At 44.5% G+C, this 16,184-nt stretch carries 14 protein-coding genes; 6 read left to right on the forward strand and 8 right to left on the reverse strand.

Annotation, left to right across the window (positions count from 1 at the left end; translation table 11 throughout):
• Positions 1-257: 257 nt before the first annotated feature.
• Both EAI83_RS16130 and EAI83_RS16135 read left to right on the forward strand, forming a co-directional pair.
• Positions 258-929 (forward strand): ABC transporter ATP-binding protein, encoded by a 672-nt coding sequence (locus tag EAI83_RS16130; protein WP_172676439.1) that lies wholly within the window; start codon positions 258-260, stop codon positions 927-929.
• Positions 929-3,391, forward strand: coding sequence for an ABC transporter permease (locus tag EAI83_RS16135; protein ID WP_129976140.1), 2,463 nt, complete (start codon positions 929-931; stop codon positions 3,389-3,391). Before EAI83_RS16130 ends, EAI83_RS16135 begins: the two co-directional genes overlap by 1 nt.
• 495 nt (positions 3,392-3,886) lie before the next feature.
• Here the strand turns inward: EAI83_RS16135 and EAI83_RS16140 are convergent, their stop codons facing one another.
• The 8 genes from EAI83_RS16140 to EAI83_RS16175 form a co-directional block, all read right to left on the reverse strand.
• On the reverse strand, positions 3,887-4,813 hold the full coding sequence (locus EAI83_RS16140) for a S1 RNA-binding domain-containing protein (protein WP_005333538.1): 927 nt from the start codon (positions 4,811-4,813) through the stop codon (positions 3,887-3,889).
• Positions 4,814-4,829: 16 nt separating this feature from the next.
• Complete coding sequence (locus EAI83_RS16145; protein WP_129976142.1) at positions 4,830-6,800, reverse strand: VirD4-like conjugal transfer protein, CD1115 family; 1,971 nt, start codon at positions 6,798-6,800, stop codon at positions 4,830-4,832.
• Positions 6,790-7,896, reverse strand: a complete 1,107-nt coding sequence (locus EAI83_RS16150; protein ID WP_022415648.1) for a hypothetical protein — start codon at positions 7,894-7,896, stop codon at positions 6,790-6,792. Before EAI83_RS16150 ends, EAI83_RS16145 begins: the two co-directional genes overlap by 11 nt.
• A gap of 109 nt (positions 7,897-8,005) precedes the next feature.
• Positions 8,006-8,707, reverse strand: a complete 702-nt coding sequence (locus EAI83_RS16155; protein WP_005333541.1) for a DUF6100 family protein — start codon at positions 8,705-8,707, stop codon at positions 8,006-8,008.
• 6 nt (positions 8,708-8,713) lie between these two features.
• Positions 8,714-9,241 (reverse strand): DUF5697 family protein, encoded by a 528-nt coding sequence (locus EAI83_RS16160; protein WP_005333543.1) that lies wholly within the window; start codon positions 9,239-9,241, stop codon positions 8,714-8,716.
• Positions 9,242-9,569: 328 nt separating this feature from the next.
• A complete protein-coding gene (locus tag EAI83_RS16165) occupies positions 9,570-10,418 on the reverse strand; it encodes a MerR family transcriptional regulator (RefSeq protein ID WP_129976144.1) in 849 nt (282 codons plus the stop codon).
• Between the two features lie 132 nt (positions 10,419-10,550).
• Positions 10,551-11,081, reverse strand: a complete 531-nt coding sequence (locus EAI83_RS17100) for a hypothetical protein (RefSeq protein WP_005333547.1) — start codon at positions 11,079-11,081, stop codon at positions 10,551-10,553.
• Between the two features lie 2 nt (positions 11,082-11,083).
• Entirely contained in the window at positions 11,084-11,878 is a 795-nt protein-coding gene (locus EAI83_RS16175; RefSeq protein WP_243113533.1) for a MarR family transcriptional regulator, read from the reverse strand.
• 784 nt (positions 11,879-12,662) lie between these two features.
• Between EAI83_RS16175 and EAI83_RS16180 the strand changes: the two genes are divergently transcribed.
• From EAI83_RS16180 to EAI83_RS16190, 4 genes are all read left to right on the forward strand, one after another.
• Positions 12,663-12,866, forward strand: a complete 204-nt coding sequence (locus tag EAI83_RS16180) for a hypothetical protein (protein WP_129976146.1) — start codon at positions 12,663-12,665, stop codon at positions 12,864-12,866.
• A gap of 189 nt (positions 12,867-13,055) precedes the next feature.
• Positions 13,056-13,226: a hypothetical protein gene (locus EAI83_RS17365; protein ID WP_161206361.1), complete on the forward strand. Its 171-nt coding sequence runs from the start codon at positions 13,056-13,058 to the stop codon at positions 13,224-13,226.
• Positions 13,223-15,043, forward strand: a complete 1,821-nt coding sequence (locus EAI83_RS16185) for a Mu transposase C-terminal domain-containing protein (protein WP_129976148.1) — start codon at positions 13,223-13,225, stop codon at positions 15,041-15,043. The genes EAI83_RS17365 and EAI83_RS16185 overlap by 4 nt, the downstream gene beginning before the upstream one ends.
• Positions 15,036-16,016, forward strand: a complete 981-nt coding sequence (locus tag EAI83_RS16190) for a TniB family NTP-binding protein (RefSeq protein ID WP_243113534.1) — start codon at positions 15,036-15,038, stop codon at positions 16,014-16,016. The genes EAI83_RS16185 and EAI83_RS16190 overlap by 8 nt, the downstream gene beginning before the upstream one ends.
• Positions 16,017-16,184 lie beyond the last annotated feature (168 nt).

Here is a 16,184-nt window from a genome sequence, read left to right on the forward strand (position 1 = left end):
GGCTTATTTTCAAGGTTTTTAACAATTGATATGCAATGGATTTTTGTTTAGTTGTACCTACAATTGGAAGTTAACAAACAGGGGGGGACAATAGCAGCCAAAAGAAAGGCTGAGAAAGGTATGATATTTAAAGTGACACTGCCGCTCATAATAGGAGAATAGTCGGAACCCTTACAAAACTGTTATGGTTGTTGTAAGGGTTTTGTAATGCAGGAATGTTATAGTAGGGGTATGAAATGGAAAGGGGACTTGAAGATATGAGTAGTATTTTAAAAGTAGAAGATCTAGTAAAGTATTATGGAGAAGGCGAGAATCAGGTGAGAGCCGTGGATCATACAAGTTTACAGATAGAGAGAGGCAAGTTTACAGCTATCGTAGGACGTTCCGGCTCCGGAAAATCTACACTTCTGCATCTGATTGGAGGGCTTGACAGACCGGATTCCGGCAAAGTATGGATTGATGGAACCGATATCTATTCTCGAAAAGATGATAAACTGGCACAGTTTCGAAGAAAGAAGATAGGATTTATCTTTCAGGATTTTAATCTGATTCCATCGCTGAATGTGTGGGAGAATATCGTTCTTCCGCTGGGACTTGATAATCGCAAGGTAAAGCCGCGGGAAGTGGAAGATATTCTCAAAAAAATCGGACTGCAGGATAAGAAAGATGCGATGCCGTCTGCTTTGTCTGGTGGACAGAAACAGAGAACTGCGATAGCCAGGGCATTGGTGACAAGACCGGCGATAATTTTGGCGGATGAGCCGACGGGAAACCTTGATTCCCAGACTGAGCTAGAGGTTATGAGCCTATTGAAAAGCTGCGTGTCGGATTTCGGGCAGACGCTTATCATGATTACCCATGATGAAACGATTGCCCAGATGGCGGATGAAATGATTATCATTGAAGATGGCAAGGCGGTGAGAAGATAATGAAGATGACGACCAGAGTTGCATATTGCAATATGCGGCATTATAAGAGCAAAAACATACTGATTGGAATTGCCATTATCCTGACAACATTACTGCTGTTCGTAATCCCATCAATCGGAAAAGATATGGTGGAAGTGAACTTTGCGGTAATCAATAAGATTTATCCAACATGGCATGCCCTTTATCGGAACGTGGACGAGAGTACAGTTATGAAACTGGCGGCACATCATGATGTGAAAACTTACGGACTCCGCAGCGATGCGGGGTACATGAATCTGGAAGATGCGACGGTTTCCATGATGTATATGGACAGAACAGGGATGGAACTTTATAAAGTGAAGCTGAAAGAGGGGCAACTTCCGCAGAAAGAAAATGATATTGTGGTTTCAAAAGGAATACTGGAAGCATTAGGACAGAATGGGAAAATCGGTGACACTATCACAGTACCTTATCAGATTCTGAAAGATGACGGACTGGATTATACGAAGGAGAAAGACTTTCGAATCTGTGGTTTTTTAGCAGATAATGAGAGCAGCAAAGAACAAAAACAATATACATCATTGGTTTCAGAGGCCTTTCTGAAAGCGGAGATACCGGTAGAACAGGTGAAATATCGGTTTTTACTTCAGGTGAATGGACAGAAAGGAAATACGACTGCAGATTATACAGAGACGATACAGAATATTGCCAGACAGTTCGGGATTTCCGAGGATGACATGAATATTAATAAAGAGTATCTTGCAGCAAATTATGTGGATCCGGCTACAATTCCGGTGATTGTAGGAATCATGCTTATTGTTGTATTGGCGGGCATTATCACAATTTATAGTGTTTATTATGTATCTATGAACCAGAGGGTTCGGGAATTTGGAAAGTTAAAGGCAATCGGGGCTACGAAACGGCAGCTTAGACAAATCGTACTAAGAGAGGGAATGGGAGTGGCGTTGTTTGCCATTCCGATAGGACTTTTGATCGGAACAGTTGCTGTGAAAGTTGTACTTCTCCAGTTTGTAGAACATGCAAAGGATTCAAACGTACTTATAACAGAGGCATACAAGGTTGTAGCTAAAGGAGAAGTCCAACTTTATTATTGGTGGATTTATCTGTTGGCAATTGCAGTGACTCTGTGTACAGTGTATCTGTCACTGATGAAGCCTATGCGTATGGCGGCGAAGATATCAGAAATAGAAGCTATGCGTTACCAGGGAGGCAGTAAGCGACAGAAAAGCAGCAGGAAGGGATATCAATTTCTGAATATCGGACGACTGACCAAGAGAAATCTTGCAGAGAATAAAAAGAAGAGTACTATCACGATTGTATCTATGGCCGTTACCGGAATATTTGTCATGATGGTAGCAACGGTGCTGTCTTGTGCAAATCCGATGGAAAGTGCAAAGAGTTCGATTGTGGGGCAATATGAGATTTCTCCAATTGTGGAATCCGGGAATAAAGAGCATCCTGAATATGAATGGGCGGAGGTTCAAAAGAATAATCCATTAAATGAAGGACTAAAGCAGCAGATAGAGGAGCTTGACGGTGTTGAGCGGGTAGATGTGTTTACCGCGTTGAAGGTATCAGGAGGACCTTTTGAAGAAAAAATTGGAACCGAATTTATCAATGGAGTGCCGGAAGAATACGCAGAAGAGCTGAAAAAAGGAATCACTGAAGGCAATGTCACATACGAGGAATTGAAATCCGGGGATAAAGTGATTCTGGACCGCGCGCTACTTCACTGGTATCCAGATATTAAAGTGGGAGATAAGCTGAAACTCAATATTCATGATGGAGATAATACCTTTCAAAAAGAGATTGAAGTGGCAGCAATTGGTGAATATGGAACAGGTCTGACAAACTATAACTGTCTTATCATGGCAAAAGAAGGGGCAGAGAAACTTACCATAAATAATTCTTCCAGCTATTTTCAGGTGATTGCAGATAAGGATTATGATGAGGCACTGGAAGCATCTCTACAGGCTATTGTGGATGGATCAGGCAGACTGCAGATGCGTACCTGGAAGAATGAGTACGATACATGGGAAAATGCCATACAGATGACTAGAGGTGCATGTTATGCATTTATCATCATTCTGGCAGCAATCAGCATTATGAACTTGATTAACACAATGATCAATAGTGTCCATGTGCGAAAAAAGGAGCTTGGCATGATGCAGGCAATCGGAATGTCGGACCGTCAGTTGATGAAGATGCTCCAGTTGGAAGGTATATTTTATACAGTAGGCACTCTTATTATCAGTATCGGAGTGGGAAGTCTTGCAGGATATCCGTTGTTTTTATATGCAAAGCGTACAGGAATGTTTGATATCAGCACATACCATTATCCGGTAACAGCAGCTATTATTATAATTTTAACATTGTTTGTGATACAGATGTTATTGGCAATATTCATTGCAAAGTCAGTAAGGAAAGATTCATTGATAGAGAGAATTCGTTTCAGTGAGTAAGAATATAAATTTCTGATGTTTAATGCAGATACTAATCAATGTCATAATAAAAAGGGGGACTTGATTTCTCAAATCCCCCAGTGTATAATGAACTCAAGAAAGGTATTCAGATGCAAAATCTGATGCCCTCAGTTAAATTTTATATTCTATGTATAAGTCATAGCATCCAAAACTTTCCTAGGGTCGTGGATGCTATTTCTTATTATGTCGATCTATATAAGTCAAAGCCGCAAAAATTACCAATAGTAAAGTCAATACTTCCATTGTATTCATGGGCATCACCCTCCTTGGATACTAGAGGGCAAAATCGAAATGCATCCGTCTTTCCGGTTCAGTAATACCGAATCAGTATAACACGTTACCGTTTTCAGTACAATAAGGTAATGGTCTGAAAAATACTTTATTCTGTCACCTTATGTAGCTGTATCGTGAGTATTTGCTGGACTAATTGGTGCTGTATATGAAAAAAAGCTATTTAAAAATAAGGTGGAAGCCTTATATGGTCTGCTTGATGATGCGGGTGATGATGCCGAGGGCAACATTACGCTCTTCATCAATATGCGTCACCACAAAGGATACCTGATCCTTTTTCCCGACTGTCCGGCTGTCATAGCAGGAGTGGGCAATGGCATTGACACCGATGGAGAGCCGGACAAAGACGGTGCCTTTATGGATGTCTTCCACAGTTCCGGCGTATTTTCCCTGAATCTTACATTTTTTCATGTTTTCCTTGCTGGTGTTGCCTTCCACACTTTTGACATCTGCGTGGACAATGACCTGCTCCGGTGAGTCTGCCCGCACATCCAGGATGCGTACCAGGATGTGATCGCCTACCTGGAAGCGTTCTCTGGCATCACCCATCCAGTCGAAGGACAGGTCTCTGGCAAGAATGGAGGTTTCCACACCGAAAATTTCTGCCCGGACTACCTTTTCCGCAACAGCAATGACTCTTGCCTGCACGATACGGTCTTCATAAACTTTCGGCATTCCGGAAGCATCTTTATCCAGATAGAAGATCTGGCGTTTCTTCAGCATCGCTTCTTTCCGGCTGGCGACAATGCTGCGTGTCTTCGGATCTAATCCCTTAATCAGAAAATCAATCTCACATCCAAGCATATTGTTGAGGATTTTGTTCTGCCGCAGAGCAAGCTCCCCATAATCGTGTGCTTCATCCTGCATGAGATGGATCATCATCTCAGTTACTGGGATGACAGTACGGAAATCCTTGTAGTAAACCACGGCAATGAGGCTGCCGTTTTCTGTTTTCTCGATACCGCCAAGCATTCCGGTTAAGATCCGGCGGGTACGGTAGGCATTCTGGATCTCATGCCAGGTAAGGTCTGAAATGGACTGGGCTGTTTCCAGCTTCGCATCGGAATCCAGAGTTAAAATAGGTGTGTTGGTTGTTTCGTTTGGCATCATAGTGTCTCCTTTCAAATTATGACATGATAGAATCTTTATCTAAAGGAACCATGTCTGTGTGATCCGAATAGTTATCTGCTGAGAAGTCATCCGGGAAATCGTGATAGCCAGGTTCCTGATAAACGCTTTGCTGGTCAAAGTGCGGTTCAGCTTTTTTCTTTTTCTGCTTTCCATAAGAAGCGGTTTTTTTCGGGTGGGAAGCAGGAATAGTTGGAGTGTACGTATATTCTTCACTACATGCTCCTTTTCTCCATTCCGGAATATGTTCGGAAGCCTTCCGGGGAATGAGTTTTTGGGCATCCGGGTGCAGGGTGTAATCGTATTTTTCTACCTGCAGTACCTTCTGACCACGCAGGATAATCAGTGCAGTATCCAGCGGGAGCCGCAGGATCTCATCCGGAGTTAAGAGCTTTCGTTTCCCGATGGATCTGGTCTGGCGGTATTCCGGTGTATAATCGGATACCCTCCAGCTATTTAATTGTTTGGCTTCGCTGCTGACACCAACGGTCACATCACCGGAGCGGTTAGAGATAAATGTAGCAGTTACCTCATCCGTACAGCCTAAAAATAGCTGAGTGTCGCAGTTCCCGATGATTTCCTGCCATTGGTTTAAGGGATACCGGTTCTGCATCTGAGGCAGGTTTTGGAAAATGCAGGAAATACTGAGGTTTCGACTTCGGATCACGGAAATCTTTTTGTTGAGCGATAGGATTGCTCCCGTATTCGCCAGCTCATCAGCCAGGATATGTACCGGAACCGGCAGTTTTCCATCTTCCCCATAGGTGTCTGCATAACGGACCAGTTTGATAAATACGAAGGTCATAAACAGGGAAGAAAGAAAATCAAAAGTGCTGTCTTGATCCGAAGTGATGCAGAAGTATGCACATTTTTCTTTTCCCGGCAGCGTCAGGTTGATCTCATCATAGGAAGTGATCTGGCGGATCAGCTTGTTCTGGAATACCTGAAGTCTGGAACCGAGTCCGATGATGACGCCGGAACGTACCGTGTCACTTGCCTGCTTATAGATGCAGTAGGGGACTTTTGCCGGATGGGAGACCGGAAGCAGGTCAAAGAGGCTGTTCAGTTCTTTTTCCGAACTCATGGTCAGGAGTTTGTATACCTGTCCGATATTCTTTGCCTCCGGTGGGAATCCCTGATCCACATAGAGAATCAGAGCTTTTAATAAGTTCATCTCGGCATTGTCCCAGAAGTGATCGCCTTTGGCAGAACCGGTATTCTGGATGATGACATCAGCAAATACCTGTGCCATGGTTTCCTGTCCGCCAATTTCACCCAGACAATTCCAACTATCCGAGTTTTCCGGGTTTACAAGATTAAAGGATTTCACGATATATCCGGTATTCTCAAGGTAAGTGGCTGTACTTTCGTACAATTCCGATTTTGGATCGGTGATGATGAGGCTTTCCCCGCGGGCAACACACTGGAAGATCATGTTGCGTGCAAAGGCCCGGCTTTTCATGGAACCGCTGGCACCGTAAACGGCAATATTCCGGTTCATGCGGGTATCCTTCGGGAGACAAACGGCTTTTCCGTTCAGTTTTCCAAGAATGGTTCCCTTGTGTTTCTTGACATCATTCGTAAGCTCCAGTACCTGATGCATTTCCTCCAAAGTCATAAAACCGGAAGTCCCATAGGTTCCCTTTGTGGAATAATTCAGGTTCCGGCCCCGGTCTGTTATTTCCCCGTTTCGGTCAAATCCCATACGCATGAGAAGGAAGGTCAGGAGTCCAAAAGCTGCCAGACATAGAAAAATCCCATACAGATTGTACGGGAAAGCAGTCAGGGCATCCAGACAGGCGAGCGGGTGCGGGGAGGGGATCTGCGGGGCAGTTCCGTTTCCGGCAAAATTGCCGGCAGATTCCCAGGTCTGATAGTTGCGGATAAATTGAGCAACATAGCCTCCTGCATAGAGGGTGCAGAAGGTGATCGGAAGCATATAAATGAGCTTCCACCATTTACGGTTCATGTAAAAACCCCCTTTTGAATTTGCAAAGGTCAATACTGGAGAAATGGATTGTGGCAGTTAAGTATTTTTTCAGGACCGGAATCTGAAAATCGAAACAGATCAGGTTCCCGGATCTGCCGTATACATTTAAGCCGGTATTGAACCGGTTGATTCGCTGCATGTCAAAATCATAAGCAAGAAGGATGGGGTTCCCGGAAGCATCCGTGGCATCATGTTCCAGTGGAATTGAATCGCTGCGGCAGCCCAGATCGGACAGCAGGAGGTTGTCCAGCTTTTCCATGATCTCAGGGTGAACCAGCAGTTTTAAAAGCACTTCCCCTTCCGGAGTATTGGGAAGGTAATGGAAATGCTCGAAGGAGGTGTCCAGCATAAACAGGCTCTTTTTGTAGCCTCCGGTACTGGTAAACAGCCGGAAAGCCATTTCCATGTCGGTTCCGGTCATGATTGCCCGGATCTGTGGATGTCCGTTGTAAGGGTAGCCTTGCAGGTAATGCTGCAGGAAGGCGTTTAAGCGGACTTCCGTTCGATATTCCCATTTCAGGACTCCGTTTCCCGTGTTATAAAGGACATAGACACATTGCGGTGCCATCAGGATGCCCATGCTGCGGGAGTTCCTAATCTTCGTGGTCTCCGGGCCCAATTCCTTAATTTCTCTGGAAGCGTAAAAAAGAGGAAGGCTTCGCATACCGATGGAACCAGCTTCGCGGTGATTACAGAAGATGTCAGGTTTTACATCCGGATAAAAGGGAATCCCGGCATGAAGGAGTGTCAGATACGTTTCGGCTTTCTGATGTAAGCGGATACGTCGGGATACTTCACTTCGGATGAGGTTCGTCTCGGTATTGCCGGTCAGATAGCACTGGAAGCGTAGCGGCGAGACAGATAACAGCATCTCTTTCGCAGCTTTTGTAAGACGGTAGCCTCTGAGAGCATCCCGGTAGTGGGTACGGATGAGGTGTTCCGCCTTCAAATCCGTAATGAGTTTTTCCGCATAGGAGGCACTTGGGATGAGTCTGTTTAGCTGGTCTGCGGGAAATTCCCCGCACATCCCTATCATTTCCAGTAAGCGGTATTTCGTAGTGTCAGGTCTTATCAAATAAGCATCACCTCAATTCAGTTCTTACCCATGCAAGCCTATACTTGGGTAAATCTCCGGTGGTTTGGAGATAAAAAAAGCAAGAAAACAAAGTTCCCTGCGGTGGTTCTTACCGATGTCGGATTTCTGCCTGAGAAGTCAGGAGATTTTCCGACATGCTTTCGTGATGATTTTTCTGGTTCTGCAGCCATTTCGGAAAGTCAGCTTTTTCCATAACCGATACCAGTGTACAGTCCTTTAAGCCAAGCTGTGTCGTGTAGTAGGAATCACAGAAAAAGCCGCTGTCATCTGTCAGAACATAAGTACAAAGTGTATCCAGAATCTGTTTAAACTCCAGATTGTCATAATCCCGGATACGTCTTTGAGGAAGTTCCCTGTCATATATTTGACTGAAACATATCACGCAGTCACGATAGAGGGGCAGGGCATTTTGTTTTACATACTCCCGAAGCATATAATTAAGCGGTTCATGGAGAAATGCAGTGTTTGTGTGGACTCTTCGTTTCGGAAGCAGTCCGGGAAGCGTAATGGTGAGAATCCCCTGCTGTTCTGCAATCCGCATTCCCTGTGCATCTGCCGCTTTGGGAAGATAAGCTGCTTGATTTGGGGAGAGAGCCGGACAGACAAGGTTACGCATCTGGCAGGCAATCCGCTCCGCCCGAAGAGCAGCACTGACGCTCAGTTCCTCAAAATTTTTATCATAATTCTGGATATCAGTGACCTTCAGAGCGTAAACGGTATTCGTCAGTTTTTGCAGCTCCCCTTCCAGTTTTTCAAGCCGCTGGTAAATGGTTGGTGTATTTTGCGTCATAATAACCTACTTTCTCATGTAGTAACTGACAGCACCGGATTCATTTACAAGGCAGTAAGCGGCTACATCATCAATGGTGATTTTGGCAGCCTGGCTTTCGGATTCTAAGACAATCAGGCGTTTGGAACCATGTGATGGGATACTTTCCATCACATGATTGATCAGAGCCTCCTGTTCTTCACCGATATAGATGATTTCGTATTGTTCATCTTGCGAAAAGAAATTGAGCTTGATTGGAAATTCGCCACTGGTGTGGTATACAACACCTTTCTTAAAATCCAGCAGTACCCAGAAGCATGTAATTATAGCATAGTCAGGATTCTCAGCAGACTGCTGGCTGTCACAAAGAAGGTCATGCTCTTTATCGTAAATGATGCGCCCTTGTTTGATGAGGCTGGTAATCAATGACTTGATAGACTGCTCATGTCGGGAGAAAAGTTGTAAAACCTGGTCATACCTCAGAGTATGGTAAGTGGTAATGAACCGTAAGAGCTTGGCTCCCTCTCCTTGATAGATTTCGTTCCTTGTTTTCATGATTGACTCCCTTCTATATATAATAGGAAACTTTATACATATGGCTGTACGTACAGGATACGTTTGGTATTGTAAGTATAGTGTACGTACAAAGTACATAGAACCTGCTGTCAGCGATTGAATTTACAGGTACAAAAAAAGCACCATCTATGGGTGCTGGAAATAAGGAAAACTATAAGCAATACCTATTGTAGCATGGGTAATTTTACGCTTCAATCGCAGAAGCAGGTCATTTCTGTGCCATTTTCACTGGTTGGCATAAAAAAAGCAGGAAACCATTTTGATTCCCTGCATGGTGTATTGTTGTGCTTTTGTGTAGTTCTAATGATTACTTGTCTTTATAAAATGCTTCGAAAGCTTGTGCGAAGAATTCGGCTGTACCATTGCCGTATTTTTCATCTATCATAGGTTTGATTTTTTCATTACGGCAATATTGAGCCTGTGCAACCATCAGACCGTGTTCTTTCTTTATCTGTGAAAGTTGTTTCATAAGAAAACCGTATTCGGAAACAAGTTCTCTTACTTCAGAAGAATCTGGTGAACATACTTTTTTAGCTGCTAATTTGTATAAAAGATTGTCAAATTGTTGGTTGTAACTTTCTGCAGCCTCTTTGCTAATAGGATTGTTGGCAACAGACAGGAATTGCTCTTTTCCTCCATACCACTCAACAACTTTAGCATAGCCTTTCTGCATTTCTTCTGATGAAACTGTCTTAATATAATGCTTTTTCCATTCTTCAATGCTTCCAAACTCTTTTACAGCAAGTTCTTTCATATTGTCAGGCATATGTTCAAACATAGTTTGGAACATTTCTTCAACTTCCGTTTTACTAAAAATCGCAAAATCCATTTTATTCTCTCCTTTCAGGATATCATCAATGCTGGCAATCAGATGTTCCATACGTTCTTTCTTTGCTACCAACATTTTTCTCTGCATTTGCAAGATCTGGTTCCTTTCAAGAGCAGGATTCTCCAGAACAGCTTTGATTTCTTTCAAAGGAATGTCAAACTCACGGAAAAACAGAATCTGCTGTAATATTTCCAATGCCCTATCGTCATAAAGCCGGTATCCCGCATCACTTTTTTGTGTTGGTTTTAAAAGCCCGATTTCATCGTAATAGTGAAGCGTGCGAACGCTGATACCTGTAAGTTCTGATATTTCTTTGACTGTCCTCATAGTTGCTGACCTCCTGTTCCTGATAAGATAACTGTACGCTATGACGTTCCGTGAGAGTCAATATATATTTTGCATTTTTTAGTATAACATTTTTATGATATTACGAAAAGCCGAGGAGATAGGCGATATGTATTACTCTGGAAAGAACTTGTTGAGCGTATCCAATGTCTCTTTTGCAGTAAATCCCCAAAGGATGGTACTGAGTGCTTCAATCGCAGCCCTGCGTTTCCGGTAATAGGTGCGGTAGGAAATATTGGTGATGTGGTGAGCCAGCTTATCCAATATCTCATCTGTATTTTTCATTTCCTGTGGAGAGAGAAAAGCGTAGTAGAGAATCCAGTAATACTGTTCCCCATGCTTGTGATTGTTCCGGAGGAGATCGATGGATGATTCCAAAAGCTTCAGCATCTGGTTGCTTCTGGCAATACTTTTTGCCCGTTGTTCGATGTCGCTTCCGGTAAGATCAGCCCCGGCAGCATAGATGGAGTCCAGAAATTTGTCGATGTCATTGTCGTATTGGAGCTTAAACTGGTGCTCCATCTGGTGTACGACTACCTTCAGGCTGTAGGTTGCATCCCGGTATCTGCGTAAAAACTGATAGGTGTCGTGAAAACGTGGATCTTCTTCGGGTGAAGGAAATCCCTGTGTATTGCGGTTTGCCATGTCTATTCCCCCCCTTTCAGTGCAGAAGGCTCTGCCACGGCAGGCATCTTTTGGGCAGACTCATCCCCTGGACTTACGGACAACTCAAACCGATAAGCGGCATTTCCGTAGGGACAGATAATATTTAGAGTAAATGTATTAAATATATCTTTGCAGGCTGATAATGGAGATAATATATAGCGGGTTTTGGAGCAGTGGCAACATGGAATCCCTTGTGAATCCAATAGTTCTGCGACTTTTTGCACGATAAATTTCATGTGTGAATCTGGAACGCAGGAATCATTTTTTGTAACGGTGATTTGTGAGTCTGTGACAGTTTCTGAAACGCTAACAGAAGCAGAATCCTCAATAGTGATTTCTTCAGGTACATGGATTGGTAATTGCATCTTCATAGCGATCTCCTCCTTGTCAATCATAACGTCGCTGATATTAAACATCACGGACAGGTAATTGTTGAGATAAATTACGCTTCCGTGTTTTCCTGTAAATGAGATAAGTGTAATGTATTCTTTTTCCTCCAGTTTCTTCAAGAGTCGTGATACCGATGCCTTTGACAGACTCCACCTTTCACCCAGTTCATTAAAGCTGGTAAGGGGATTTCCGGTATTATCCCGGTAATAGACAATGGGACCGGAATCAGATCCCAGGACAGAGGAATCGTTGTAAACTGCATGAATCCACAGATCCAGAATAACATCCATTTCCGAGCATTTTCCAATGCCAATTAGTTCGTGAACTTTGGCAATCGGGAAAAAGAAAAACCCTGTATCTTTTTTACAGGGATAGTTGTATTCCAATACGGTATTGTCTTTGGGCCAGTCTGATATTTTGAATTTGACCAGGCGGTTTTTGCCGAGAAGAGAGTAGGTAATGTAATTCTGCTCTTCAAAAAATCGAAGGATGGACAACGCTTGATGTTGGAAACGGCAGCGAAACCATTCCTGAAGATCTGTGACTGTGCAGATCCACTCTCCTGGACCAATGGTATAGGTAATGTGTTCCATCCGGCGGTAGGATGTGCGGTAATTTGCATAGGAGCATAATACCAGATAATAAAAAAGAAAAGAGCCCCCGGTAGTTCGGATGCTCTTGGTAGTGATTAAAGTTTGTATGAAGTCACGGTAAATGCGACAGCGTGGAAATTCCACGATTTGTTTGAGTTCTAATTTGTAATTCATGGTGATCTTCCTTTCAAAGTATATTTAATTGTAATCGGACTTTTCATAGTGTTGGTATCAAGAAGAAGCCGATGGAAGTATAGCAAGTAGTCGTGTCACTCATTGCATTTTTATTGCATTTTTAAAATTTAGATTATGTGGCTATGTTGCTCTTAACTGGTTAAAAAGCCTTTAAAATCGTCTATATGCGTTAATACTCCGTACTGTCTGTCTGGAATTCGAGTAAAGGCAAATATTTTTTCGCACTGCCTTTTGACATTTTTTTCGTAACATCCCTTGTCAAAAACCAGTGCCTCCCGTTTATTCAATCTTCATCCGCTTCCAGCCCAAAAGAAGAAAAATAAACCCAAAAGAACCACCAAAAACCTTGTCTCAGAAGAAATCCTGGAACAGGGTTTTTTTAATGGAAAAAAGAGAAGAGAAACCCAAAAGAAACCTTAAAAAAGGCTTAACTAAGCCAAAAACCAGGCATCAAAGGTCTGTGAAAAAAAGAAAAAGAGATTTAAAAAGTGAACAGAAAAAAAGGAGGGGCGCGGAAAGATTGTCCGAAAAAAGAATAAAAAAGATAGTCTGTTGCAGCAGGATTATCTTGATATCTTATGGATAAAGCCGTCCCGGTTTTGACAAATGAAATTACGAAAAAAGTGTCAAAAGAGGGTGCGAAAGGACATAGTGAAAAATAAAAAAGGCATTTCCGGGAGGCCTTTTTGGGAAGAAAGATTTTGGGAATGCTGGATTTATACGGGTTTCCGGCTCCCGGAAACTGTTTTTGGGAAATGGGATTTGGGACGCTGGGATGACTGCTTTTGATGGATTTTGTCTGTGTGAAACAGGACGGGGATTTGATGGTCAGGGAATGTGTGGAGAGAAAGCACCTGATGAAACCAATGACTGTGAGGCTGCTGGATGCGTCAATGGAGTACTGGAGAAGAAACGGTGTTACAGATTGGGGGCTGGTGATAAATGAGGAAAAATAAACTGTTCCGGCATGAAGGGACCATCCTGCGGGTCCTGGAAGAAAAAGAAGATTCGGTGTTGTCCATAGATTGTGGGAAACGGTCCATGCCAAGGTGGATAAGTCAGGAGGAACTGAGGAAAGATGTGGAAATCGCAGAAGAGGATTTCCTGGCAGAGATGGGTAAGGAGGTTCCGGAAGGACTGTCAGCCGCAGCCAGAAAGGTCATGCGGGAACGGTTTACGGTGATATCTTCCATCCTTCCGTTTGCAGGGGAGAAAAAGAAAAGGAGCCTGCTTATCGCAGAGGCTGCAGAAAGATACCAGGTCAGCCAGAACACTGTAAAGAATTATCTTTGGACATATCTGGTGTACCAGGACCCTGCAGCCCTGGCCCCGAAAGAAAAGAAGGAAGAACGGGACCTGACGCAGGATGAGAAGAACATGCGCTGGGCGTTAAATAAGTTTTATTACACCAGGGAGCGGCAGAGCATTTCCACCGCATATACCCTGATGTTAAAGGAAAAGTACTGTGACAGAACAGGAAAACTATTGGAGCATCACCCGTCCATCCATCAGTTCCGGTATTTTTTCAGCAGGACCAGGAAATTGCAGAACTGTTATATCTCCAGGGATGGTCTGAAGGACTACCAGCGGAACCACCGGCCCCTCCTTGGGGATGGTGTCCAGGAGTTTTCCTCCGTAGGTGTGGGGATGTTGGATGCGACCATCTGTGACATCTACCTAGTGGATGATGCCGGGCATTTGGTAGGACGTCCGATGCTGGTGGCCTGTGTGGATGCGTATAGTTCGTTTTGTTACGGATACAGCCTTTTGTGGGAAGGTGGTGTGTATTCCCTGCGGAACCTGATGCTCCATGTAATTGCAGACAAGGTGGAATGGTGCAGGAAGTTCGGAATCCTGATAAGCAAGGAGCAGTGGGACAGTGACTGCCTGCCGGGAATCATGCTGACGGATATGGGAACAGAGTACACCTCCGGGAACTTTGAGCAGATAACGGAGTTGGGCGTGACGGTCCAGAACCTGCCAGCATACCGGCCGGAACTGAAAGGCCCGGTGGAAAAGTTCTTTGACCTGATACAGTCAGAGTATAAGAAGCATTTAAAGGGAAAAGGAGTGATTGAACCGGATTATCAGGAGCGGGGAGCCAGGGACTACCGGAAAGATGCCTGCCTGACGATGCGGGATTTTGAAACGGTCATCCTCCGGTGCATCCTGTATTACAACAGCCAGAGAATCCTGGAGAACTTCCCTTATACAAAAACCATGCTGGATGCCGGAGTCCGGCCGTTTGCGGCATCGGTCTTTGCCTGGGGCAGGGAGCAGATTGGGGCCAATCTCATTTCCGTTTCCAGGGAAGAACTGGTACTGGCCCTTCTTCCCAGGACCACCGGGCGTTTTACCCGTTCGGGCCTGAAAGTCCAGGGGCTGCGCTATGGGGCTTCGGGATATACAGAGCAGTATTTAAAAGGCGGGGAAGTGACGGTTGCTTATAACCCGGATGATGTGGGCCAGGTGTGGCTCCTTGAGAAGGGAGCATATCAGCCTTTTGAACTGATAGAAAGCCGCTTCCGGGGAAAGGATTTTGGGGAAGCGGAAGTACTTAGGAATCAGTGCGGGGACCTGGTGAAAAATGCGGCTCTGGAGAACCAGCAGGCGAAGATTGACCTGGCCCGCCATATCCGGGGCATCGCAGGAAAAGCGGCAAGTGCAGAAGACACCAAAATCCGGAACATCCGGAAGACCAGGCAGAGGGAACAGAGAAAACGCCATATAGATGTTGTGAAGGGAGATGCTGTTCATGAATGAGATGATAAAAAGGATGCCGGAAATGCTGAACGGAGAGGGATTGCTGGAACGCCTGGGGGAATATCCGGGATATACGCCTGCCATCCGGGAAAAGAGCAGCACAGAGCGGCTGATGGCATTATCGGATATCTATAACATCTATATCCCCTCTCAGATGTCCGTGGAGATTTACCATAAACTGTATATGGGTGTCCTCCGGTCCCTGCAGAAAAAGGAATCCCTGCAGGCTGTCCGCCAGCAGTACGAGAATGGAAAGGGTATCCGGGGCAGGAGATACCAGGGAATCATCGGCGGTTCAGATTCCTTTACCATCCTGGGAGTCTCCGGGATTGGGAAGAGTTCGGCGGTCTTCAGGGCTATCAGTCTGATAACGGAAAAAGAAGTCCTGGAGATAGAAAAACCGTATTGCAGGATTGCACCCTGTATCGTAGTGCAGTGTCCTTTTGATTCCTCCGTAAAAGGCCTGTTGTTAGAGATATTGCGGAAGGTGGATGAAGTGCTGGAAAGCAACTATTACAAAAATGCAATAAGGGCAAGAGCCACTACTGATATGCTCATTGGAAGTGTGAGCCAGGTAGCCTTAAACCACATCGGGCTTTTGGTGGTGGATGAGATACAGAATGTGGCTAATAGCCGGAATGGGAAATCCTTGGTCGGGATGCTGACACAGTTAATCAATAACTCCGGAATCAGTATCTGTATGGTAGGCACACCGGAGAGTATCCCGTTTTTTGAACAGGCCATGCAGTTGGCCCGCCGCTCCCTGGGCTTGCAGTACGGCCCGCTGGGGTTCGGGGAAGAGTTCTTAAAAGTCTGCCGTTTGCTGTTTGGATATCAGTATACGAAAGAGGGGATGGATTTATCGGATTCCGTGCTGGAATGGCTGTATGAACACTGCGGCGGCAATCTCTCCGTGCTGGTCGCCCTGCTCCACGATGCACAGGAAACATATAGATCGCCTGGGAAAAAGTAAATGTCGATTATAAAGATAACCATGATAAGGACCTATATTGTGATAAAAAATAATGTTGACTGGTCCTCGGTAATGTTGTATTATATATTTGTAGGTAATTGCGAAACTCGCGGTGCTCGTTCGTAACCTTGAACCAAAACAAGGAAGAATTCGCGAAGAGCACGACTT

Source organism: Blautia sp. aa_0143 (assembly GCF_004167315.1).
Taxonomy (GTDB): Bacteria; Bacillota; Clostridia; order Lachnospirales; family Lachnospiraceae; genus Blautia_A; species Blautia_A fusiformis.